Here is a 21,782-nt window from a genome sequence, read left to right as displayed (position 1 = left end):
TACTGCAGGGGGGACCCTGTGGGAGAGTAGGACGCCGCCGAACTATTATTGACGGGAAACCCCCGCACCCTCTGGGTGCGGGGGTTTTCTGCGTTTCGGGGGCCTTTCTCCCGGGAGCGTGCATTACTCCGGACTCACCAGTTTCGTGTCGTACGCCAGAATCACCGCCTGCACCCGGTCCCTCGCCCCCGTCTTCGCGAGAATGCGACCCACGTGCGTCTTCACCGTCGACTCCGCCAGATGCAGCCGGCCCGCGATCTCCGCGTTCGTCCAGCCCTGCCCGATCACCGTCAGGATTTCGCGCTCCCGGTCCGTCAGCGCCGCCAGGCGCGGGTCCCTGGACGGGTCGGCATCCGAACCCGCCCGCGTCGGCAGGTGATCGGCGTACGCGTCGAGGAGGCGGCGGGTCAGGCTCGGGGCCACCACCGCGTCGCCCGTGGCGACCGCGCGGATGCCGGAGAGCAGCTCCTCCGGCAGGGCGTCCTTGATGAGGAAGCCCGAGGCTCCCGCACGCAGGCCCGCGTACGCGTACTCGTCCAGGTCGAACGTGGTGAGGATCAGTACGCGGGTGCGGTCGCCCGATGCCACGATGCGGCGTGTGGCCTCGATGCCGTCGAGGCCCGGCATGCGGATGTCCATCAGGGCGACATCCGGGTGGAGTTCGGCCGTCATGCGGACCGCTTCGCTGCCGTTGCCGGCTTCTCCCACCACCTTCATGTCGTCCTGGCTCTCCAGGAGCATGCGGAAGCCGAAGCGTTGCATCGGCTGGTCGTCGACGATGAGCACGGTCGTCACTGGGCGGATTCCTTGGGGAGATGGAGTTCGACGTGCCAGCCACCCGGTGGGTGCGGCAGCGGGCCTGCCTCAAGTGTCCCGTCGTAGAGCGCCGTTCGCTCGCGCATTCCTGTGAGACCGCGGCCGGAAGATCCGCGAGGGCTGCTGCCTCCCACTCCCGTGTCCGTCACCGTCGCCCGCACCCCTTCTTCGTCGTACGCGACCTCTACGTGGGCCGTGGCTGCCGGTCCTCCGTGCTTGAGGGTGTTCGTGAGGGCCTCCTGCACCACGCGGTAGACCGTGAGTTGTCCGCCTGCCGGGAGTGCGTCCGGGTGGCCGCGCACGGAGCTGCGTACCGGAAGTCCCGCGGCCCGTACCCCGTCGATGAGTTGGTCGAGGTCGGTGAGCGCGGGCTGGGGCGCGAGCGCGGGCGCGCCAGGGGCTTCCTCGCGCAGGACGTCCAGGAGCCGGCGCAGCTCGGTCAGGGCCTGTCGGCTTGTGGTGCCGATGGCCGTGAGGGCCTGGGCGGCGCGCTCGGGGGACTTGGCGGCGGCGTACGAACCGCCGTCCGCGAGGGTCGTGATGACCGAGAGGTTGTGGCCGATGATGTCGTGCATCTCCCGGGCTATGCGCGTGCGTTCGGCGTTGGTGGCGAGCTGTGCCTGCTGGTCGCGTTCGACTTCGAGTTGCCCGGCGCGTTCGACGAGGGCCTGCGTGTAGTCCTGACGGGAGCGCACCGCGATCCCGGCGAGTGCGACGACGGCGAAGGACCAGATCTGCGGGACGATCAGCTCGTCCCAGCTGTCCCGGGGGTAGGAGAAGACGCAGACCGTCATGGGCAGTGCGGTCATCGCGGCCGCACGGCCCAGGGTCTTCAAGGGCAGCCGCAGGGCGATGTTGAAGACGACGATGAACTGGATCAGGGCGGCCTGCAGCCAGGCGCCCGTCCAGTTGCTGGCCACGGTCACCGCCGCCATCACCGCGAGGGCGACCAGCGGGTGGCGGCGGCGCCACAGGAGCGGGGCGGTGAGGCACACACTCATCAGGTAGATCTGCCCCTGGGGCACCTGGGTGTTGGCCGCGGTGCTGCGCCAGCCGCCGGTGGCGTCGGTGAGGGCGGCGATCACGAAGAACGTGGTCACCAGCACGTCCCAGACCAGCGGGCGGCGCCGGTCGAAGGCGCGCACCCGCTGGGAGGAGCGCTGGAGCAGCTGGGTGAGGGGGTGTGGCTCGGTCACGGCCTCATCCTCGTACAGGAGTTGGGCGAGCGCCCGGGAGTTCACGGCGCATGGTCAGACGTCGCGCCGCTTGAGCAGGACCGACGCCGCGGCGATGATCACGGCTGCCCAGAGCGCGAGCGTGAACAGGGCCGTAGCCGGGGCGATGGTGTTCTCCACCCGGGTGAGCGAGCCGAGCGAGGTCGCCGCCTGGGCGGGGAAGTGCCGGATGACGGTGTCCACGGCCGCGAACGGCAGCATCGTCAGGACCTCCGGCAGGATCAGCACGGCGCCCACGAACGCGCCGATGGCGCCGGGCACCGAACGGAACAGGGCGCCGAGGCCCAGCGCGATGAGGCTCAGGAGGGTGATGGCCGCGGCGCTGCTCGCGAGGGCGCCCAGGACGCCGGAGTCCGTCAGGGACAGCTCCTTGTCGGAGCCGGAGAGCCAGATCTGGGCAGTGAGGAACGTGACGACGTTGGTGGCGAAACACATCGTGAAGGCGACGGCCGCGAAGATCCCCGCCTTGGACCACAGGACCGGCAACCGCTTCGGGACGGCGGTGAGGGACGCCCGGATCATGCCCGTCGAGTACTCGCCCGCGGTGACGAGGATGCCGAGGACCGCGAGGCAGATCTGGGAGAGCTGCGTGCCGAAGAGGGTGAAGACGACCGTGTCGATCTCGGCGTCGTCCCCGTCATAGGTGACGCCCATCGTGATGCCGACGGCCAGGACGAGGGCGGCGGCGGTGAGCAGGATGATCCAGGTCGAGCGGAGCGTCCACAGCTTGTGCCATTCGGAGCGCAGAACGCCCTTGGTGCTCAGGCGGTACGCCGACGAGGGCCCGGGGGCCGTCCTGGTGGGGGTGAGAGTGCCGGTGCTCATGCTGCGGCTCCTTCCGGCTGCGGGGTGAGCGATGGGGTGACGTACTCGACCGAGTCCCGCGTCAGGTCCATGAACGCCTGCTCCAACGACGCGGTGTGCGGGGTCAGTTCGAAGAGGGGGATGCCGTTCTGCGCCGCCGTGCGGCCGATGTGTTCGCCGTCCGCGCCGCGTACGTCGAGTACGCCCGGCGCGTCACTGGTGATCTGTACGCCGGGTGCGGCGAGCAGCTCGCCGAGCAGGCCGGCCTCGGGGGTGACGACCTTGACGGAGCCGGTGCCCGACTCTCGTACGAAGGCTTCGACTGTCGTGTCCGCGAGGAGCCTGCCGCGGCCGATGATGATCAGGTGCTCGGCGGTCAACGCCATCTCGCTCATGAGGTGCGAGGAGACCAGGACCGTACGGCCCTCCGCGGCAAGCGACTTGAGGAGGTTGCGGATCCACAGGACGCCCTCGGGGTCGAGGCCGTTGACCGGCTCGTCGAGGATGATCACGGCCGGGTCGCCGAGGAGCGCCGCCGCGATACCGAGGCGCTGGCCCATGCCCAGCGAGAAGCCCTTCACGCGCTTGCGGGCCACCTCGTGGATGCCCACGAGGTCGAGGACCGCCTCGACGCGGCGGCGCGGGATGCCGTGCGTGTGGGCCAGGGCCATCAGGTGGTGGAAGGCGGTGCGGCCCGGATGGACGGACCGTGCCTCGAGCAGCGCGCCCACCTCGTGCAGGGGTGCGGTGTGCGTCGCGTACGTCCGGTCGCCGACGGTGGAGCGGCCGCGGGTCGGGGCGTCGAGGCCGAGGAGCATCCGCATGGTGGTGGACTTGCCCGCGCCGTTGGGGCCGAGGAAGCCGGTGACGGTGCCGGGGTGGACGGTGAAGGACAGGTCCTCCACGACGGTCTTGTCGCCGTAGCGCTTGGTGAGTTCGTATGCCCGAATCATGCTTCTGATGCTCGCGCCCGCGGGGGCGGGGGGCGTCGGACCAGGGGCGGGAGAGGGCGCGTACGGGTAGTACCGGGGTAGGACGGGGACCCTGAGGGGGCCGCCCGGTTCAGCCGGGGAGTTCCGCGTGCGGCCAGCGGGTGCGGGCCTGTTCGCGGGAGCGGAGGAGCGCCAGGGTGGGCAGGCCGCGGTCGGCTCCGGTGGACAGGAGCTCCGGGAGCTGGGGGAGCGGGGCCACGGCGGCCACGTCGTCCAGGACCAGCGTCATTGGTGGGTCGAGCCGACCGGCAGAGGACCGTTCGGCCATGCGCCGGCCGTGCTCGACCACGCTTGAGGCGAGCGCCGTGAGGAGGGGCATCGCTCCCGGCCCCTGGGGCGATTTGGGGTCCTCGATGGCTTCACCCACCACAAAAAGCGTGCCCCCTTCATCGATGAAGGAATCCAAGGTGAGGGCATCAGTTCGGTTCGGGGTGCACGATTCGCGTACGTTCAGGGTGAAGAGGGCGGAGAGTGCGCGTGCGGTCAACTCCTGGGCCATGTCGCGGCGTTCCGGATAGGCGGTGAGCGCGGCTTCCAACTCGCCTGCGGCGCCGGAGCCAGCCTTCTGGTGGGTGCGGAGGATCCTTACGGCGTCCTGGACACCGCTCCCCTGGGCCCAGCGGTGTACGTGCTTGACCGGGCGGCCGTCCACCGCTGCCGCGTGGAGGAAGCTGCGCAGGAGCGTTTCCGCCGTGTCGGCGACCGTGCTGTCCAGTTTGGCGCTCGGCCTTATGGCGGCCAGCAGGGCGGTGGCTCTCTGTGCGGCCACTGCCTTGTCCTCGCAGGCGGTGGTGGGGGACCAGTGCATTCTTGCGGGGGTGTCGCAGAGGTGGTTCGGGTCGTAGACCAGGACGGGGCCGAGCTTCGCTCTGGCGTCCTTGGTCTCCTCCCACAGGGTGGGGTCGGAGGTGAGGACTAGGGCTGCGCCCTCTGCCTCGCGGATTGCCTCCGCTGCGAGGGGTCTGCGGGTTTCCTGGGGGCCCAGTACCAGGGGGGTACGGGGGGTGGGGACCGGCAGCTTCTCCATGCTCGGGGTTTCGGTGCGGGGCTCCTCAGTGGCCCTGGCGCCCTGTTCATCGGTACTCGGCGGTGTGGGCTGTGCCCACCCGTCCCGCCCTGCGGGACGATTGCCCACAGCAGCGGCGACGGGAGCTGTTTCGATCGCCTCCTCGACGGGCTCGGGGACGATCTCCTGTGGGGTCTCGCGCCTTGCCCTTCTTACCGCTCGCCAGCGTGTGACCGTTCCCAGCACGAAGATCGTGAGTACCACCAGCACCATCAGCTGGCCGATCAGCAGGCCCCAGAACAGGCCGTAGCCCGTGAGTTGGGACGCCGGGGTCGCCGGCCACGCGCCCGCGATGTCGTGCGGCTGCTGCACCAGGTGCCGCATCGCCACCGGCGTATTGCCGAAGGTGACGCTCTTGGGCCAGGAGCCGTGCGAGAAGAAGCCCGCGAGGCCCGTCGCCGACCAGACGAGCACCGTCAGGCCGAGCACGAAGGCGAGGCCGCCCACCAGCAGGCCGTCCGGGATGCCCCGCTCGCGTGACTCGCGCCGCCCGCCCCGGTACTCGGAGGGCTCAGACTGCCGGTAGGCCATCCCTCACGCCACCCCGGAACGCGACGACGACGGGCCGTTCATCTGCTGCTCCATGTACGCGGCACGCTCCTCCGCCTCCAGGTCCGCCGCCCGCAGCGCGTCGTCGCCGAGCAGCTGGTCCGCCGACGATTCGGTCATGGCGCGGTCGGTGAAGACCAGGGGGCGTTCGGTCTCGGTGATCAGGTGTTTGACGACCTGGACGTTGCCGTTGACGTCCCATACGGCGATGCCGGGCGTGAGGGTGGGGATGATCTCCACCGCCCAGCGCGGCAGGCCCAGCACCCGGCCCGTCGCTCTCGCCTCGTCCGCCTTCTGGGCGTAGATCGTCCTCGTGGACGCCATCTTCAGGATCGCCGCCGCCTCCTTGGCCGCCGCTCCGTCCACCACGTCGCTCAAGTGGTGGACCACCGCCACGAAGGAAAGGCCGAGGCGGCGGCCGAACTTGAGCAGACGCTGGAAGAGCTGCGCCACGAAGGGCGAGTTGATGATGTGCCAGGCCTCTTCCACCAGGAAGATGCGCTTCTTGCGGTCCGGGCGGATCCAGGTGTGTTCGAGCCAGACGCCCACGATCGCCATCAGGATCGGCATCGCGATCGAGTTGCGGTCGATGTGCGAGAGGTCGAAGACGATCAGCGGGGCGTCCAGGTCGATGCCGACCGTCGTCGGGCCGTCGAACATGCCCCGCAGGTCACCGTCGACCAGGCGGTCCAGGACGAGCGCGACGTCCAGACCCCATGCCCGTACGTCGTCTATGGCGACGTTCATGGCCTCGGCCGACTCCGGCTCCGGGTGGCGCAGTTGTTCCACGATGTCCGTCAGGACCGGCTGGCGCTCCACGATCGTCTCGTTCACGTACGCGTGGGCGACCTTGAGCGCGAAGCCCGAGCGCTCGTCGAGGCCGTGCCCCATCGCGACCTCGATGATGGTGCGGAGCAGCGCGAGCTGCCCGGTGGTCGTGATCGCCGGATCGAGGGGGTTGAGGCGGATGCCCATGTCCAGGGCGGCCGTCGGGTCCAGGCGGATGGGAGTTATTCCCAGCTCCTGGGCGATGAGGTTCCATTCGCCGACGCCGTCCTCGCCCTGCGCGTCGAGCACCACGACCTGCCGGTCCTTGAACCTCAACTGCCGCAGGACGTACGTCTTCTCCAGCGCCGACTTGCCGTTGCCCGACTCGCCGAGCACCAGCCAGTGCGGGGCGGGGAGCTGCTGGCCGTACAGCTGGAACGGGTCGTAGATGTACCCCTTGCCGGAGTACACCTCGCGCCCGATGATCACGCCCGAGTCGCCGAGGCCGGGGGCGGCCGTCGGCAGATACACCGCCTGGGCCTGCCCCGTCGACGTACGCACGGGGAGTCTGGTCGTCTCCACCTTCCCGAACAGGAAGGACGTGAAGGCGTCCGTGAGGATGGTCAGCGGATCCCGCATCTTGGCAGCCCTCAGCTCTAGCGTCGGATGCCGGTCGCGAACGGCAGCGTATTGACGAAGGCCCTGTGGTGCTCGCGGTCGCACCACTCCAGCTTCAGATACGACTTCCCGGCCGAGGCCCGGATGGTGCGCTTGTCGCGCGCGAGGGCTTCGGGGGAACGGGACGAGACGGTGATGTAGCCGACCAGATTGACGCCGGCCGCGCCGCTCGCGAGGTCCTCGCCGCGCTGGTCGAGGCGGGAGTTCGACGCGATGTCGCGCGGGTCGACCGTGCGGTTCAGCTTGGCCTGGCGGCTGGCTTCCGCCTCGTCGTTCGTCTTCTCCGTCAGCATGCGCTCGATGGCGACCTCGGTGGGTTCGAGGTCCATGGTCACCGCGACCGTGCGGATCACGTCCGGGGTGTGGACGAGCAGCGGGGCGAGGAAGTTGACGCCGACGGGCGTCATCGGCCACTCCTTCACCCAGGCCGTGGCGTGGCACCAAGGCGCGCGGGTGGAGGACTCACGGGTCTTGGCCTGGAGGTAGGTGGGCTCCATGGCGTCGAGCTCGGCGGGCCAGGCGTTGCGCTTGGTCATCGCCTGGATGTGGTCGATGGGGTGGTCCGGGTCGTACATGGAGTGCACGAGCGAGGAGAGGCGCCCCTGCCCGAGCGGCTGGCGCACCCGGATGTCGGCTTCCTGGAGCCGTGAGCAGATGTCGGTCAGTTCGCGCGCCATGACGACCGCGAGACCGGCGTCCTTGTCGAGCTTCCTGCCGCCGTGCGGGCGGGTGGCGCGGGCCATCGCCTGGGCCTCGGCGGCCAGGTCGCGGGAGTAGTGCATGCAGGCCACGAGATACGCGCGGTGCTGCTCGCTGCTGGTGGAGACCATCGACTGGAGCTGCTCGTACGACTGCTGCAGCCAGGGCAGCGCCCGGTCGTCGCCTCGTACGCTGACGTCCTTGGCGTGGGCGTCCGGGTCGGCGGGCAGGGTGCGCGCGAGCATTTGCAGCCGCGTCACGAACCCATCGCCATTGGCGACGTGCTTGAGCAGCGTCCCGAAGCGGTCCACGAGGGCCTCCTGGTCCTCGGAGTCCCTCAGCCCCACACCCGGGCCCTCGATCTCGATGGCGGCGGTGACGGTCCGCCGGTCGGCGTGCAGCAGTACGGCGATCTCGTCCGGCCCGAAGGGCGCGGCCAGCCAGTTGATGCGCCCGATGCCGGGCGGCGGGCCCACCTCGACCTCCCGGCCGTCGAAGCGGACGCCCGCCTCGGGAGTGGCGGAGCGGTAGGCGGTGCCGCGCTTCAGGGAGCGCTTGTAGCTGCGGTTGATCTCGAACCACTTGAAGAACGTGCGGCCCTTGTAGGGGACGTAGACCGCGGCGATCGCCAGCATCGGGAAGCCCATGAGCAGCACGATGCGCAGGGAGAGGACGGGGACGAGGAGCCCGCACATCATTCCGACGAAGGCGCCGGCGATGATCAGCGCGATCTCACCGGTCTCCCGGTTCTTGCCGACGATCGCGTTCGGCCGGGCACGGCCGATCAGATATGTGCGGCGGGGCGCGACCGGATGGGACACGTGGGACTGGGTGGTCATGAACGCCCTTCACCTCCCGTGCGGTTGGTACTGCCAGTGGAACCCGTGGAGCCGTTTCCCGAGCCGCGGTTGCGCGCGTGCGGCGTGCTGGTCGCGCTGCTGCGGGGCGGGGGTGCGGCGGAGGGGACAGATCCGCCGCCGTTCGATGAGCCGCCCGAGCCGCCGCCTGCGCTGGGGCGGCTGCTGTGCGCGGCGACGCCGCCGCTCGCCGGGTTCGACGGCCGCGACTGGTTGTTGCCGCCTCCTCCGCCGCCACGGGAGCTGTGGGTCTTGATGCCCTGGGAGACGAGGGACGCGGGGGAGGTGATGACGGCCGCGGCACGGTTCTCGGCGCCCTGGGAGATGCGGTTGTTCCGGGAGCCCGCGATCTCGTCGCCGAAGCCGGGGACGAAGCGGTAGATCATGGCGCTCGCGAAGATGGCGAGCAGGATGATCGAGAGCCCGGAGACGACCGCCGAGAAGGCGTCGGGCCCGTCGTCGGCGGAGAGCGCGCCGGCGAGACCGAGCACGATGACGATGATCGGCTTGACGAGGATCACCGCGATCATGATTCCCGCCCAGCGGCGGACGTGCGTCCACAGGTTCTTGTCGACGAGGCCCGCGTACACGACGGTGCCGAGCAGGGCGCCCACGTAGAGCAGGGCGGCCCGGATGACGAGCTCCAGCCACAGGACACCGGCCGCGAGGATCGACACGAGCGAGACGACGATCAGCATGATCGGGCCGCCACCGATGTCCTCGCCCTTCTTCAGGGCTTCGGAGAACGTCCCGAAGAAGGTGTCCGTCTGGCCGCCGGTGGCCTTCGCGATGACGTCCGTGACGCCGTCGGCCGCGGAGACGACCGTGTAGAGGATCAGCGGCGTGAAGGCGGAGGCGAGGACCGTCAGCCACAGGAAGCCGATGGCTTCGGAGAGCGCGGTGGTGAGGGGGACGCCTCTCACTGCGCGTTTGGCGACGGCGAGGAGCCAGAGGAGGAGGGTGAGGATGGTGGACGCGGCGAAGACGACCGCGTACTGCTTGAGGAAGCTGGGGTTCGTGAAGTCGACCTCGGCGGTCTCCTTCACGGCCTCGGAGAGCTTGTCGACGGTCCAGGACGCGGCGTCGGCGCAGCCCTTTGCCAGGGAGGAGAGGGGGTCGAGGTTGGAGCTCAGGGGGTCGTCGGTGGGGTATTTGCCGTCGCCGCCGGAGCTTTCGCCGTTTTGGCCTTTTTCGCAGTACTTCTTGGCGGGGCCCGCGATCAGCTCACAGGGGTCGTCCTTCGGCTCAGGGGCCGCGAAGGCTCGCGTGGCCAGTAGCACCGTGGCGGTCTGTGCGGCCGCCACGACCCCAGTGATCGTGAGCGCGCGGCGTGGGCTACCGGGCATACGTGAACCCTCCGAACTCCTTGACCGCCTTGCCGATCTCATCGGCTCCGGAGATGGGGTTGTCGCCGTTCACCGGGGTCGGGCCGGACTTCTGGCTGGATGCCAGAACCTTCCAGTCGCCGTCGCTCCACTTCAACTTCATCGTCACGGTGAACCAGCTGCCGGTGACGGGGTTGGTGGTCTTCTCGCCGGTGAGCCCGAACAGCCCGCTGCACCAGACCTCGACGGTGGCGCTGGTGCTTCCGAAGCTCGTGACCTTGGTGCCGACGGGCAGTGTCCGGTTCACGAACGTGCTGCCCGCAGGGGCGGCCCCGTCTTTGTCCAGGCCGATCCTCTTCAGAAAGGCCTGGGAGTAGTCGGAGTCGAACCCGGCCTGGAGCTTCTTCACCGAGTTGGGATCAGCGACGGCCTGCACGATCTGGTGCCGATGAGCCTGATTGAACATCCCGTCAGAACCGAGAGCGGACGCATAGTTCGCGGCAGCGGACTGCGCACCCTGCTCGCTTTTCGCGAACCCGGAAGGGATGCCCGACGTCTTGCCGTTGACGGGCTTCTTTCCAGAGGCGGCGGTGGGGCCCGCCCCAGCGGTCCTCTCGCCCTCCCCGGAGGTGGACTCGTCACCCCCGTCACCACGGTTCGCGAAGGCGATAGCCGCAATCAGCAGCACCACCACACCCACCACCGTCACAAGGCTCCGTGACGAAGAACGGCTGGATCTGCGCGGTCCGCCGTACCCGCCCTGGCCGCCCCCCTCCCCCTCGGGAAGCCGCGTCCGGGTTTCGCCCGAGCCGCCGTAGAGGCCGTCGTTTCGCTCGCCGTCGAGACTCATGCCGCGCACGCCCCCTCAACCTCTCGGTGTACCGCCACGTACGACGGTAGCCGTGCTGGTTCCCGCGCGGGCGCGGTGTGGTGACTCGACATCAGGGAGTTGCAACCTCAGCCGGTGGGCACGACGGATAGGTGGGTCGGAGGGGGACAGGGGGAGGGGAGGGGACAGGAGGGGAACGTGGGACAGGGGACGGGAACGGGGACGTAAGTGGTGGCGGGCTAGACCGCCATGCCGTACACGATGGTGAAGACCGTGCCGAGCGACCCGATGATGAAGACGCCGGTCAGGCCCGCGATGATCAGGCCCTTGCCCTGCTCCGCGCTGAACGTGTCGCGCAGCGCCGTCGCGCCGATGCGCTGTTTCGCCGCGCCCCAGATCGCAATGCCGAGACAGAGGAGGATGGCGATCGCCATCACGACCTCGATCATCACCCGCGCCTCGTTGCCCAGGCTCCCGAAGGGACCCCAGTCGGGGGCGATCCCGCCGATGATGGTGGTGATGTCGCCCTTTTCGGCTGCCATAAGCATGTGTAACTCACCGCCCCTAGTGGGTTGTTCTGTCACCTCTGCCTACCGCAGTACAGAGGACAGCTCATTCTCGCCGACAAATGGGCCAGTGCATGTCGACTTGGCGTCATTCGTTGGCTGAAACGTATGGTCACTCTGTGTATCACGCTGAGTGACGCCGGGCAATGACGGCCCGGCGTGCCCTCTGACCAGGTCTCATTCTGACCGGCTCCGGTGACGGCCACTCACATCATGGGTCATGCAACCCCGTCGAGGCCATCGAGCCCGTCCACGCCGTCCAGACCGTCCAGACCGTCCAGACCGTCCAAGCCGTCGAGGTCGCCGAGGCCGCCGCCGGTCACGACGTACGAGCAGTCGGTGTAGCGGTAGCCGGGCTGGACCTTGCTGCCCTCGGTGTTGTTGCGGACGCTGCCCACGCTGCTCGCGTCGCGCTTGTAGAGGAAGTGGTAGTCGCCGGGGGGCAGGTGGAGCGTCTTCTGCGGGTACCCCTTGCCCGCGAGGCAGGCCTTCTTGCCCTGGGCCTTGCTGGTGTACGTCTTGCAGTTGCCGCACGAGGTGAGCTTGATGCTGCCGGTGGTGGGGCCGGTGTAGAGGACTTCGAGCGGTCCCGGGCCACCGTTCTCGACGACGTACGTGAGTTTCGCGCCGCCAGGTGACTTCGTCGGCGGCAGGCTGCGGCCGGCCGCCGGGCGGGCGGCGGCGATCTCCGCGGCGATGGCGATGTCCTTGGCGCGGTCGCGCTTGCCGTTGCTCTTGTAGGTTCCGGCGAAGTCGTCGAGCGTCTTGGCCGCCTGGGAGAACTTTCCGTCCTTGAACTCGTCCACCCCGCACGCGTACACCCCGGACTCCACGGCGCTCGCGGCGTCGCCGGAGAGGCTGCCACCCGCGTCGCCGGGGAGGGCCTTGGCGGTGGATCCGATGCCGCGCAGCTCCTCGGTGGCCTTGCAGGGGTCGGAGCCCTTCAGGGCCGATGAGCGGGTGTCGATGGCGGCGCGGATGGCGGGCTCGACCTTTCCGGCCTGGTCGGAGTCGGGGAACGTACGCAGCAGCTCACTGAGCTCGCCGCCGCCGCTTCCGGCCGTGGTGGTGTTCCCGAGTCCCTGGCTGCCGCACTCGTACAAGGAGGTGGCCAGGCGGTCGTCGGGCCAGGTGGCGAGGGTGCCGACGCGGTCCTTGCCGAGGGTGTCGGGGAGGGTGCGGAGGTACTTCAGGGGTTGGAGGGCGTCGCAGTACTTGCGCTCGTCGTAAGGGGCGGCGACGGACTTGTAGTACGCGGAGAGGCTGTCCGGGACGCGATCGGCGGCCTTTGATCCCGGGTGGTCGTCGCCCAGGTCGCGGTAGATGGCGAGGGCGGAGCGGTAGTCGTCCTCAGCCGCGTCGAAGGTGCGGCCCTCGGCGGCCGTGACGATCTTGTCCGCCTTGTCGAGCCGGTCGAGCAGCATCTGCTCGACGGCTTCGTCGCGCGCGGCGTCGTACGCGATGACGCCGCCGGCGGGTACGGCGAGGAGGACGAGCCCGAGCCCGACGGCGAGCGGCGCGCGCAGCGGCCACTTCTGGTGCGTACGGAGGGCGCGGCGGGCCCCGTCGGCCGCCGCGAGCAGCAGGAAGGCCACGAATCCGATGAGTACGACGCCGGGGACGCCGTCGACCTCCGCGGGGAGCGCGACGAGGAGCAGCGCCGCGGTCGCGGCCCAGCACAGGGCGGCCAGGAGCCAGCGCTTCAGGAGGACGTAACCGAGGCCGAGGCCGGTGAGATTGAGCAGCCCGGCGGAGAGGGCACGCAGGGCGTCGGGTGCGGGTGCGGGTGCGGGCGGGCCCGCGGGTGGGGCGTAGGTGGGCGGGGTGCCGGGAGGCGGGGGCGAGGGGGGCATGGCGGGCGGGGGCGGTGCCATCGGGGGCGGCGGTCCGAAGTGGCCGCCGGGCGGGGCCTCCGGCGAGGTGCGGGGCGCTTGACCCGGACCGGGGTCCCGGCTTTCGTCCGGCCCACGCCCGGAGGGTGCAGGCGGCGGCGCCGCGCCGGGCTCCGGGCGAAGCTCCCCACCCGGCACCGCGTCGCTGGGCTCCCGCCCGGATCCGGCGCCGTTGGGCCCTTGCCCTTGCCCTTGCCCTTGCCCGTGCCCAGGCCCGTGCTCGTCCCCAGGTTGCATGTTCGGCTCCCCCCAGCCGTCACAACACGACGCTTTGATTTGCGCCCAATTCCCCAACGATCGGCGAAAGTTGGACACCCGTCAACAGCCCGCGCGCCCCCCATCCGCATCGCTCAGCCGCGACGGCCGAGGGCCTTGGCACGGGAGTGGGACCAGCCGGTCAGGAGTACGCGGCCCCGGAGAGCGGCCAGACGGCCCCCGGTCTGGACGCGGGGTTCGAGGCCGACCTGCTGGTGGCCGCCGCGGTCGGCCTGGGTGGCGACGTACTCCACGGCCGCCGCACCTTGAACGACGTACGCGCCACGCTGGACTACCACTTGGCCAAGCTCTTCGGACTCGGTGGCTCGCCTGAGCAGGTGGCGGGGTGAGGGGCGTGCTGTTCAGCCGACCTTGCCCACCGGGCTGATCTCCAGCTTGACCGCGCTCTCGCCGTCGGAGACCGGGAGCGTGCCCGCGGGCCAGTCGAGGGTGACGTGCTTGGTCTCGTTCGGGGGCGTGACCACGAGGCTGGTGATACGGACGCCGGAGCCGCCCGAGTTGTTGTACGGGAACGTGATGTTGAATGCGGCCGACTCGCCGTCCTTCAGGACCCCCGGAACCGCCTGCTCGCCGCTGCGGTTCACCGAGAGGGTGTCGCCCGTGGACGCCGTCAGGTCGACTCCGGCGTAACCCTTGATGGAGCAGTCGCGTCCGCCGCCGTTCGTGAAGACGACGGTGACGACGCCTTCCGTCTTGTCGGTGGTGTTGTCGGTGGCGTTCACCTCGAGCTCGTCGGTACGGCAGATGCCGACCTCGCCGTCGCCGTCGTCGCTGTTGTTACCGGAGCCGGCGGCCGAGTCCTTGTCGCCTCCGCCGCCGGAAGCCCCGTTGGTGCTGCTGCCGGTACCAGTGTCGGCACCGGCGTTCGCGTTGTCGCCGTCCTTGTCCGCTGACGCGGTGGGCTTGGTCGTCGCCTCCGGAGATGCGTTGTCGTCTCCGTTGCAGGCGGTGAGCGAGAGGGCGGCGACGAGGCTGATGACTGCTGCGACGGCCTTGCGGGTGTGCTTCATGGGAGTCCCCCGAGTAGTGCTGATGGGCTGTGGTGACCACAGCTAAGGGGGCGGGTTCCGGCGGGGACAAGGAGCGGCGGATCATCCGGGACGCTGGAATGGTTTCAGGGGTCTGACCTGCGTGAACGCTTCCTGCCTGGAACGGTGGGGTGGGATGCGTTGAGGGGAATTTGGGAACAAGGACTTCACCGTGATCGCGCTCGGTGTCAGGTGGTCCTCCTCGCTCTCGGCGACGAGCTCGGTGGTGGTCCCCCTCCGGCACAGGTGGCGCCTCTACACTGAGCGCGGCGGACTCCCGCGGGGTGAGGGGTGGTTGACGGTGCGTAAGGCGTGGCTGGTCGCGGCCGTCGGGATCGGTGGGGCGATGAGCTTCATCGCCCTGCTCGTCGTGGGGACGTACATGGCCGCCGGGAGCATCGCCGGCGGTGCCGGTCAGGGCAACGTCGGGCTCGCGAAAGGCGCCGTGCCCGCGACCTATCAGCCCCTCGTGCAGAAGTGGGGCAACCTCTGCAAGGCCATCAACCCCGCACTCCTCGCCGCGCAGCTGTACCAGGAGAGCGGATTCAATCCGAAGGCGAAGAGCCCGGCCGCGGCCCAAGGAATAGCGCAATTCATCCCGGGGACCTGGGCCACGCACGGGGTCGACGGTGACGGTGACGGCGATCGCGACGTGTGGGACCCGAAGGACGCCATCCCGTCCGCCGCTTCGTACGACTGCAAACTCGCCAGTTATGTGAAGGACGCCCCGGGAAGCCCCACGGAGAACATGCTCGCCGCGTACAACGCGGGCGCCTACGCCGTCATCAAGTACGGCGGTGTGCCGCCTTACCGCGAGACCCAGAATTACGTGAAGACCATCACGGACCTGGAGAAGAGCTTCGCCCGGCCCACCGGCAGGGTGCAGCCCTCGCAGCAGGCGGCGGGCGCCATCTACTACGCACAGAAGAAGCTCGGCACGCTCTATCTCTGGGGCGGTAATGGCACCGCCGAGCAGAACGGCCGGTTCGACTGTTCCGGTCTGACACTCGCCGCCTATCGAAGTGTCGATATCGATCTGCCGCGTGTCGCCAACGACCAGTACAACGTGGGACCTCACCCGAAACGGGACGAACTGCTCCCGGGTGACCTGGTGTTCTTCTCGGACGACCTCACCAATTCCCGGGCCATCCGGCACGTCGGGATCTATGTGGGCGGGGGCTACATGATCAACGCCCCGCGGCCCGGCGCCGTGATCCGTTTCGACCCGATCGACACCCCGGACTATTTTGGCGCGACTCGTGTCACCGAGGACGGGGCGAAGGCCGTGCCCGACAAGTCAGCGGCCTGACGGGACGCTCGCGCCTTCGGAACGGACCCGTTGTGGAGGCGTGAGCGGCGCGTGATGTGGCTTGAACTCTCCGTCAGTACACTTCTCTGAGCTGCGGTGATGTGTCTCTCTTCGATAACGTCTGCGTGATCATTCAGTGGAGAGTGGAACGTAGTGAAGGGGACCGCGCGTTCCCTTCAGTAGCGAGCGGCATTGACCGGGGGTTGATGGAAGGGCGCACGGCAAGGTGCGTCCGAGGCGAGGAGACAAGGGGCCGCAGCACCATGGCTGGACTCGACACAACAGGGTCGAACCCCGACGTCAGCCTGCTCTACGACATCAACGGCCTGGCTGAGGATTCGCCGGCCTGGCTGACGAGGTCGATCGCATTCGTCGGCGAGTACGGGCTGCTGCTCGCGCTTGTTCTGCTGGTCGTCTGGTGCTGGTGGGGACAGCGAAAGCGTGGAACGCTCGATGACGCCGCTTCCTCTGTCGCCGCTGTTGTCTGGGCGCCCTTGGCGGCCGGGATCGCCGTCCTGGTGAATGTGCCGATCCGTGGTTTTGTGGAGCGGCGTCGGCCTTTCAAGGACCATGACGGCCTTGAGCTCCTTGTGGACGGAAAGACCGACTTCTCCTTCGTGAGCGATCACGCGACGCTCGCGATGGCTCTTGGCGTCGGGCTTTTCGTGGCCAACCGGAAGTTCGGCCTTGTCGGTATCGCTCTTGCCCTGCTCGAAGGCTTCTGCCGGGTCTTTATGGGCGTCCACTATCCGACGGACGTGGTGGGCGGATTCGCGCTCGGAACGGCTGTCGCGCTGCTGCTCTCGCCGCTGGCGATGGCCCTGCTCACCCCTGTGGCCAAGGCTGTTGGGCGGACGGGGCGGGGTTGTTGGCTGGTGTGGGCGAAGCGGGGGTCGGTGCCGGGAGAGGCTGAGGGTGAGGGTGTGGCGGAGCTGGCTCCGCCTGCGACCTCCGGTCCTGATGAGCGGGACCTTGCGGCCTAGCGTCTGCCTTGCGGCGCTTCAGCAGCCACCAGCCTGTGGCGGCCGCCGCGGCGGTGACTCCTGCGGAGGCTGCTGTGAGGGGGCCTGCGGCCGGGTGCTGCTCGTCTGCCGCGGCGTGGGCGGTGGGGGCTGCCAGGGCCAGTAGGGCGGCGGTGGAGGCTGCTGCTGTGGCTATTCGCGGGTTCATACCCCCAGAGCAACCGGGTCCTTGGCAGTGGGCCACCTGAGGGCGTGTCGGGTGGGCTGTTCGGGTTGCGGGGGCGGCCGTCCGGGGTAACGGCCTCCTCGAACGCCGGACGGGCTGAATATCGCCCGGCCGGGCTCGGGGATTCAGAGAGCCTGGGGGAAGTCGAAGAAGCGCTTGGGGTCGTACTGCTTCTTCAGGCGCTTCAAGCGGGACGCCGCCGAACCGTAGTAAGCCTCACGCCAGTTGGTCAGCGTGGGGTCCGCGTAGTTCTGGTACGCCGCCCCGGACGCGTACCGGACCATCGCCCCATGCGCGCTTTTCAGCCAGGCCTGGGCCGGCTTGCCGGATGTGCCGGGGCGCCAGGACGCGATGTACTGCGCCAACATCCGGCTCCGGCGGTGGACGAAGGCCGTGGCCGTCGGGTCGACCCGGTTGATCGCGCCGCCCAGGGCGGTGAGAGCGATGCTGCCCCCGCTCGCGCCCGTCACGTTCTCCACCTGGCCGAGGAGCGTGCGGATCCCGGCCGCCGACAGCGAGCGGTCGAAGAAGTCCGAACTTGCCGCGTACGTCTCGCGGTTGAGGGCGCCCTGCGTGCTCCGGCCCGGTGTCGCGCCCGGCAGGTGGCACTGGGCGTCCGAGGTGAACGACGAGCAGCCCGCGTACACCTCCATCGACTCCTTGTACGAGCGCCGCTTCAGGGACACGCTGCGGGCCGGAGCGCCGATCTTGTCCGCCAGGCGGTCCACCGCGTTCTGGAGTTCGCCGTACGTGCCCAGGGAGAAGCACGCGACCGACACCGTGGGCGTGCCGCCCGGCGTGTTCGCCAGGTGCGCCGAAGACCAGATCTCGTCCGGCTGGTCGGGGCCCCACTCCTGCCACGCCTTGATGACCGCGGCCGCCTTCGACCAGGACCAGGTCATGTATGCCGAGACGCCCTGCGGGGCCGCGTGCGTGCGGAAGCTCAGCTCCGTCACCACGCCGAAGTTTCCGCTCCCCGCGCCCCGCAGCGCCCAGAACAGGTCCTTGTTCTCGCTCCTGCTCGCCGTCAGCTGCTTGCCGTCCGCCGTGATCAGCGTCGCCGACGTCAGGCTGTCGCAGGTCAGGCCGTACGCCCGGGAGACCACTCCGTGGCCGCCGCCCAGCGTCAGGCCGGAGATGCCGACTGTCGGGCAGGACCCCGCCGGGATCGTCACGCCCTTCGCCGCGAGCGAGCGGTAGACGTCGATCAGCTTCGCGCCCGCGCCGACCGTGGCCGTCGAGCCACTGGCGCGGGTCTTGTTCAGCTTCGACACGTCGACGATGAGGCGGCCCGTGCCGGAGGACCAACCGCCGTAGGAATGGCCGCCGTTGCGTATGGAGACCGGGACGTCGTGGGCGCGGGCGTAGGTCAGGGTCGTCCGGATGTCGTCCTGGTTCGCCACGTACGCGACCGCCGTCGGCTTCAGGCTGTCGTAGCGCGTGTTGTAGAGCTGCCGTGCCGCCGCCCACTTCGCCTCGCCCGGCTTGACCAGGGTGCCGTCCAGGTCCTTGGCGAGGGCGGTGAGGTTCGCCGCGGCGGACGCGGCGGCGCTCGACGTGCGGATGGGAGTGCCGGAGCGGGGGCTTCCCGTGCTGCGCGATGCCGGGCCCCCGGCGCCGCCTCCGCCTCCGCCACCGCCCGAGCCGCTGCAGCCCGCCGCCGCGAAGGCCGCCGTGGTCGCCGCCGCCGTGCCGATGAACGTACGTCGTTCCATGACGCCCCTCCCGTTGCTTCCCGGACTACGAGACGGCGTACGGGGCCCATGGGTTCCGCCGAGCGGAAAGGGGAGTTGTGCGTGGTGCGGCGGTCTACCCGTGGGGCGGGGACGTGTGGGACTCCGCGTCCGTCCGGGCCTTGCTGCGCGCTCTGCGGGCGGGGCCGCGCCAGCCGCAACTGCACGTGGCCGCGCAGAAGCGGCCCTGCTCGACCGTTGTCGTGCGGTGGGGTTCGTCCTGTTGCTCCTCGGCCACGGGACCACCGTACCCACGCCGGGTGAACGCTCTTCCGCGTGACCGGGTCAACGTACCGGTCGTTACACGTCACGACAGGGGGCTACAGCACCTCGCGGGAAGGCTTGGGGGTAGTCGGGCGATGGGTCAGCAGCACAGGCGCACAGGCGGGGCGGTCGCCACGGCCGCGGCGGTGGGTCTCATGGCCGTCGCCACGGGCTGTTCGGGAGGCGGAGCCGCGGCGGACGACGGGCGCAGCGCCTCCCAGGACGCCGTCGACGTGGTGCGGGGCTCCGCCGAGGCCCTTGTCCGCGCGGGGAGTTCCAAGGCGCGTACGTCCATGGAGATGGCGAGCGGCGGGACCCGCGTGACCATCCGTGGGAAGGGCGCGTACGACTTCAGGCGGCAGGTGGGGCGGTTCGTGGTGGTGCTGCCGAAGGACCCCGCCGGGAGCGAGGAGCACCGTCCCATCACCGAGCTGATGGCGAGCGGCGCGCTGTACATGAAGAACCGTGGGGCCGGGGTGCCCGCCGACAAGTGGGTGCGGATCGACACGGCGTCGCTCTCGGACGGCAACCTCGTCACGGGCGGCGCGACCGATCCGCTGGCCGCGGCGGAGCTGCTGCGGGGCGTGAGCAAGGCGTCGTACGTGGGGGAGACGGCGGTGGCCGGGGTGAAGGTGCGGCACTACCGGGGGACGGCGGACCTTCCGAGCGCCGCGAAGTCCGCTTCCGAGGGGCAGCGGGAGGCTCTGGAGGCGGCGGCGAAAGGGTTCAGCAAGGGGCGGGTGCCGTTCGACGCGTACGTCGACGAGCAGGGGCGGCTGCGGAAGCTGCGCCAGCACTTCAGTGTCGCGAACGCCGAGGTGGCATCGACCACGCTGCTGTTCGACTTCGGGGTGCGGGTGGATGTGCGGTTGCCGGCGAGCGAGGACATCTTCGCGGGGAAGATCGCCGAGAAGTAGGGTGCACGGCTAGTCGCGCCCGGGGGTGTGGAAATGGTCCGTCCGTGCCATGCGCGGTGTGTAGGCCGCTCCCTACTCTAGGAAGTCGGTACCGGCAGGAAGCAAGGTCAGGAAGAGGTGATGGACGTGGCTCTGGTGCGCGGTACGACTGTTCAGGACCACGTTGCCCTTGCCGAGATCGAGCTCTGCGGCGAACTCATCATCGCGGCGTCCGCCGCGGAGGAGCCGTTGAGTGCCGACCGGATCGACGAGGTCCTGAACGTCTCCACTGACGTGGAGCGACGCCGAACCGAGGACCGCGACTAGATCCCGGGGCCCTGGGGCCCCGGAGCTCCTGAGCGTGGCATGGCCCGGACCCTGCCTCCGCCTGCCCCCGGTAGCTGCCGCGGCTCCGCCACAAACACCGAGCCCGCCGCTTCGCGACGGATGTCTCCCACCCACCCACCCGAGTACCCCGCGGCGCTATCGGGGGGTGGGCGGGGGTGGTCCGGCGTGAGCACCCTGCGGGGCGGTCGGGGTGGGGGGAGGTGATCCGGCGCGAGCACCCTGCGGGGCGGTCGGGGTGGGTGGAGGTGGTCCGGCGTGAGCACCCTGCGGGGCGGTCGGGGTGGGCGGAGGCAGTCCGGCGTGAGCACCCCGCGGGTCGATCGGGGAGGCTGAGGCGGTCCGGCGCGAGCCCCCCCCCGCGGGGGACTCGGGGTGGGCCGAGGCGGTCCGGCGCGCGCGCCCCGCGGGGCGGAAGTGGTCCGGCGTGGAGCGGCGGGCTGGGGGCTGGGGACCCGGCGGGAGCCTACGTTCGCATCATGCGGGCGATTGCCTTTGTGGCCTCTTCGACCTTTGCGTCGATCTCGTCGCCGCCCTTGACCGCCGCGTCCGCCACGCAGTGGCGCAGGTGCTCCTCCAGGAGCTGGAGGGCGAAGGACTGCAGGGCCTTCGTGCCGGCCGATACCTGCGTGAGTATGTCGATGCAGTAGACGTCTTCCTCGACCATGCGCTGGAGGCCGCGGATCTGGCCCTCGATGCGGCGCAGCCGCTTGAGGTGCTCGTCCTTCTGCTTGTGGTAGCCGTGGACTCCCTGGTCGTGGCCGCCGGGCTCGGAGGGCGCTTCGGTGTTCATGGCCACACCTGCGGGCTCGGTGGTCGTCATCGCGTCCTCCTGCTTGGACAGTCACTCTGCTGGGCAGTGATAGGAAAGCCACTGGCTCAACTGGCTTCCTATACCCCTAGTGGGTATAGGATACTCGATTGCTCGGGGGGTGTGCTGATCACTGTGCCTGATGGGCGACACTGGGGTCTGGCCGGTTAGCCGTGGCCGGATGATGCGCCTAGCATCAGCCTGACCGAATCCAAAGCACCCCGAGGACCCCACGTGCGCTTTCGTCTGACCCCCAGGGAGACGAGCTTCTACGACATGTTCGCCGCATCCGCGGACAACATTGTCACGGGCTCGAAGCTCCTGATGGAACTGCTCGGGGCTGACGCCTCCGCCCGAGCCGAGATCGCAGAGCGTATGCGGGCCGCGGAGCACGCTGGAGATGACGCGACACACGCGATCTTCCACCAGCTGAACTCCTCCTTCATCACGCCTTTCGACCGCGAGGACATCTACAACCTGGCGTCCTGCCTGGACGACATCATGGACTTCATGGAGGAGGCCGTCGACCTGGTCGTCCTTTACCAGGTCGAGGAACTCCCCAAGGGCGTCGAGCAGCAGATCGAGGTCCTGTCGCGAGCCGCCGAGCTCACGGCCGAGGCCATGCCGAATCTGCGGACGATGGACAACCTCACGGAGTACTGGATCGAGGTCAACCGTCTGGAGAACCAGGCCGACCAGATTCACCGCAAGCTTCTCGCTCAGCTCTTCAACGGCAAGTACGACGCCATGGAAGTGCTGAAGCTCAAGCAGATCGTCGACGTGCTTGAAGAGGCGGCCGACGCGTTCGAGCACGTCGCCAACACGGTGGAGACCATTGCGGTCAAGGAGTCCTGAG

The 21,782-nt window shown here is 69.5% G+C and carries 21 protein-coding genes; 6 read left to right on the top strand and 15 right to left on the bottom strand.

The window, feature by feature from the left end; all coding sequences use genetic code 11:
* Positions 1–123: 123 nt before the first annotated feature.
* The 11 genes from ACIBCK_RS16310 to ACIBCK_RS16260 form a co-directional block, all read right to left on the bottom strand.
* Positions 124–795: a response regulator gene (locus ACIBCK_RS16310; protein ID WP_399390660.1), complete on the bottom strand. Its 672-nt coding sequence runs from the start codon at positions 793–795 to the stop codon at positions 124–126.
* Positions 792–2,012 carry a sensor histidine kinase gene (locus ACIBCK_RS16305; RefSeq protein ID WP_399390658.1) on the bottom strand — a complete coding sequence of 407 codons (1,221 nt, stop codon included), beginning with the start codon at positions 2,010–2,012 and terminating at the stop codon, positions 792–794. Before ACIBCK_RS16305 ends, ACIBCK_RS16310 begins: the two co-directional genes overlap by 4 nt.
* Positions 2,013–2,066: 54 nt before the next feature.
* The gene (locus ACIBCK_RS16300) at positions 2,067–2,876 is read right to left on the bottom strand and encodes an ABC transporter permease (RefSeq protein WP_399390656.1); all 810 of its coding nucleotides are present in this window, start codon (positions 2,874–2,876) and stop codon (positions 2,067–2,069) included.
* Positions 2,873–3,808 carry an ATP-binding cassette domain-containing protein gene (locus ACIBCK_RS16295; RefSeq protein ID WP_399390654.1) on the bottom strand — a complete coding sequence of 312 codons (936 nt, stop codon included), beginning with the start codon at positions 3,806–3,808 and terminating at the stop codon, positions 2,873–2,875. The genes ACIBCK_RS16300 and ACIBCK_RS16295 overlap by 4 nt, the downstream gene beginning before the upstream one ends.
* A gap of 109 nt (positions 3,809–3,917) precedes the next feature.
* Complete coding sequence (locus ACIBCK_RS16290) at positions 3,918–5,444, bottom strand: type VI secretion protein (protein ID WP_399390652.1); 1,527 nt, start codon at positions 5,442–5,444, stop codon at positions 3,918–3,920.
* A gap of 3 nt (positions 5,445–5,447) precedes the next feature.
* The gene (locus tag ACIBCK_RS16285; protein WP_249589079.1) at positions 5,448–6,869 is read right to left on the bottom strand and encodes an ATP-binding protein; all 1,422 of its coding nucleotides are present in this window, start codon (positions 6,867–6,869) and stop codon (positions 5,448–5,450) included.
* A gap of 17 nt (positions 6,870–6,886) precedes the next feature.
* A complete protein-coding gene (locus tag ACIBCK_RS16280; RefSeq protein WP_399390651.1) occupies positions 6,887–8,446 on the bottom strand; it encodes an SCO6880 family protein in 1,560 nt (519 codons plus the stop codon).
* Positions 8,443–9,810 carry a hypothetical protein gene (locus ACIBCK_RS16275; protein ID WP_399390650.1) on the bottom strand — a complete coding sequence of 456 codons (1,368 nt, stop codon included), beginning with the start codon at positions 9,808–9,810 and terminating at the stop codon, positions 8,443–8,445. Before ACIBCK_RS16275 ends, ACIBCK_RS16280 begins: the two co-directional genes overlap by 4 nt.
* Complete coding sequence (locus ACIBCK_RS16270; protein WP_399390649.1) at positions 9,800–10,639, bottom strand: hypothetical protein; 840 nt, start codon at positions 10,637–10,639, stop codon at positions 9,800–9,802. Before ACIBCK_RS16270 ends, ACIBCK_RS16275 begins: the two co-directional genes overlap by 11 nt.
* A gap of 218 nt (positions 10,640–10,857) precedes the next feature.
* Positions 10,858–11,166 (bottom strand): hypothetical protein, encoded by a 309-nt coding sequence (locus ACIBCK_RS16265; protein WP_160505898.1) that lies wholly within the window; start codon positions 11,164–11,166, stop codon positions 10,858–10,860.
* Positions 11,167–11,402: 236 nt separating this feature from the next.
* Positions 11,403–13,037 (bottom strand): hypothetical protein, encoded by a 1,635-nt coding sequence (locus ACIBCK_RS16260; protein WP_399390647.1) that lies wholly within the window; start codon positions 13,035–13,037, stop codon positions 11,403–11,405.
* A gap of 422 nt (positions 13,038–13,459) precedes the next feature.
* Here ACIBCK_RS16260 and ACIBCK_RS16255 point away from each other — a divergent pair, with 422 nt between their 5' ends.
* Positions 13,460–13,681, top strand: coding sequence for a hypothetical protein (locus ACIBCK_RS16255; RefSeq protein ID WP_399390645.1), 222 nt, complete (start codon positions 13,460–13,462; stop codon positions 13,679–13,681).
* A 12-nt stretch (positions 13,682–13,693) separates the two neighbouring features.
* Here ACIBCK_RS16255 and ACIBCK_RS16250 read toward each other — a convergent pair whose 3' ends face one another.
* Positions 13,694–14,362 (bottom strand): DUF4232 domain-containing protein, encoded by a 669-nt coding sequence (locus ACIBCK_RS16250; protein WP_399390644.1) that lies wholly within the window; start codon positions 14,360–14,362, stop codon positions 13,694–13,696.
* A 319-nt stretch (positions 14,363–14,681) separates the two neighbouring features.
* Here ACIBCK_RS16250 and ACIBCK_RS16245 point away from each other — a divergent pair, with 319 nt between their 5' ends.
* Both ACIBCK_RS16245 and ACIBCK_RS16240 read left to right on the top strand, forming a co-directional pair.
* Positions 14,682–15,689: an NlpC/P60 family protein gene (locus ACIBCK_RS16245; protein ID WP_399390642.1), complete on the top strand. Its 1,008-nt coding sequence runs from the start codon at positions 14,682–14,684 to the stop codon at positions 15,687–15,689.
* A gap of 263 nt (positions 15,690–15,952) precedes the next feature.
* The gene (locus ACIBCK_RS16240; RefSeq protein ID WP_399390640.1) at positions 15,953–16,672 is read left to right on the top strand and encodes a phosphatase PAP2 family protein; all 720 of its coding nucleotides are present in this window, start codon (positions 15,953–15,955) and stop codon (positions 16,670–16,672) included.
* A 330-nt stretch (positions 16,673–17,002) separates the two neighbouring features.
* Here ACIBCK_RS16240 and ACIBCK_RS16235 read toward each other — a convergent pair whose 3' ends face one another.
* Positions 17,003–18,592, bottom strand: a complete 1,590-nt coding sequence (locus ACIBCK_RS16235; RefSeq protein ID WP_399390638.1) for an FAD-binding oxidoreductase — start codon at positions 18,590–18,592, stop codon at positions 17,003–17,005.
* 94 nt (positions 18,593–18,686) lie between these two features.
* Complete coding sequence (locus tag ACIBCK_RS16230; RefSeq protein ID WP_399390636.1) at positions 18,687–18,848, bottom strand: hypothetical protein; 162 nt, start codon at positions 18,846–18,848, stop codon at positions 18,687–18,689.
* Between the two features lie 121 nt (positions 18,849–18,969).
* On the opposite strand from ACIBCK_RS16230, the gene ACIBCK_RS16225 reads away from it, so the two are divergent.
* Positions 18,970–19,791: a hypothetical protein gene (locus ACIBCK_RS16225; RefSeq protein ID WP_399390634.1), complete on the top strand. Its 822-nt coding sequence runs from the start codon at positions 18,970–18,972 to the stop codon at positions 19,789–19,791.
* A gap of 120 nt (positions 19,792–19,911) precedes the next feature.
* On the top strand, positions 19,912–20,097 hold the full coding sequence (locus ACIBCK_RS16220) for a hypothetical protein (protein WP_399390632.1): 186 nt from the start codon (positions 19,912–19,914) through the stop codon (positions 20,095–20,097).
* A 484-nt stretch (positions 20,098–20,581) separates the two neighbouring features.
* Here ACIBCK_RS16220 and ACIBCK_RS16215 read toward each other — a convergent pair whose 3' ends face one another.
* Entirely contained in the window at positions 20,582–20,938 is a 357-nt protein-coding gene (locus tag ACIBCK_RS16215; protein ID WP_160505880.1) for a metal-sensitive transcriptional regulator, read from the bottom strand.
* A 222-nt stretch (positions 20,939–21,160) separates the two neighbouring features.
* Between ACIBCK_RS16215 and ACIBCK_RS16210 the strand changes: the two genes are divergently transcribed.
* A complete protein-coding gene (locus tag ACIBCK_RS16210; protein ID WP_393483503.1) occupies positions 21,161–21,781 on the top strand; it encodes a DUF47 domain-containing protein in 621 nt (206 codons plus the stop codon).
* The last annotated feature ends 1 nt before the right edge of the window (position 21,782 follow it).

This window comes from Streptomyces sp. NPDC051218, assembly GCF_044455475.1.
GTDB lineage: Bacteria > Actinomycetota > Actinomycetes > Streptomycetales > Streptomycetaceae > Streptomyces.
The sequence above is the reverse complement of the archived record's forward strand: the minus strand, read 5'-3'. Positions and strand labels throughout refer to the sequence as shown.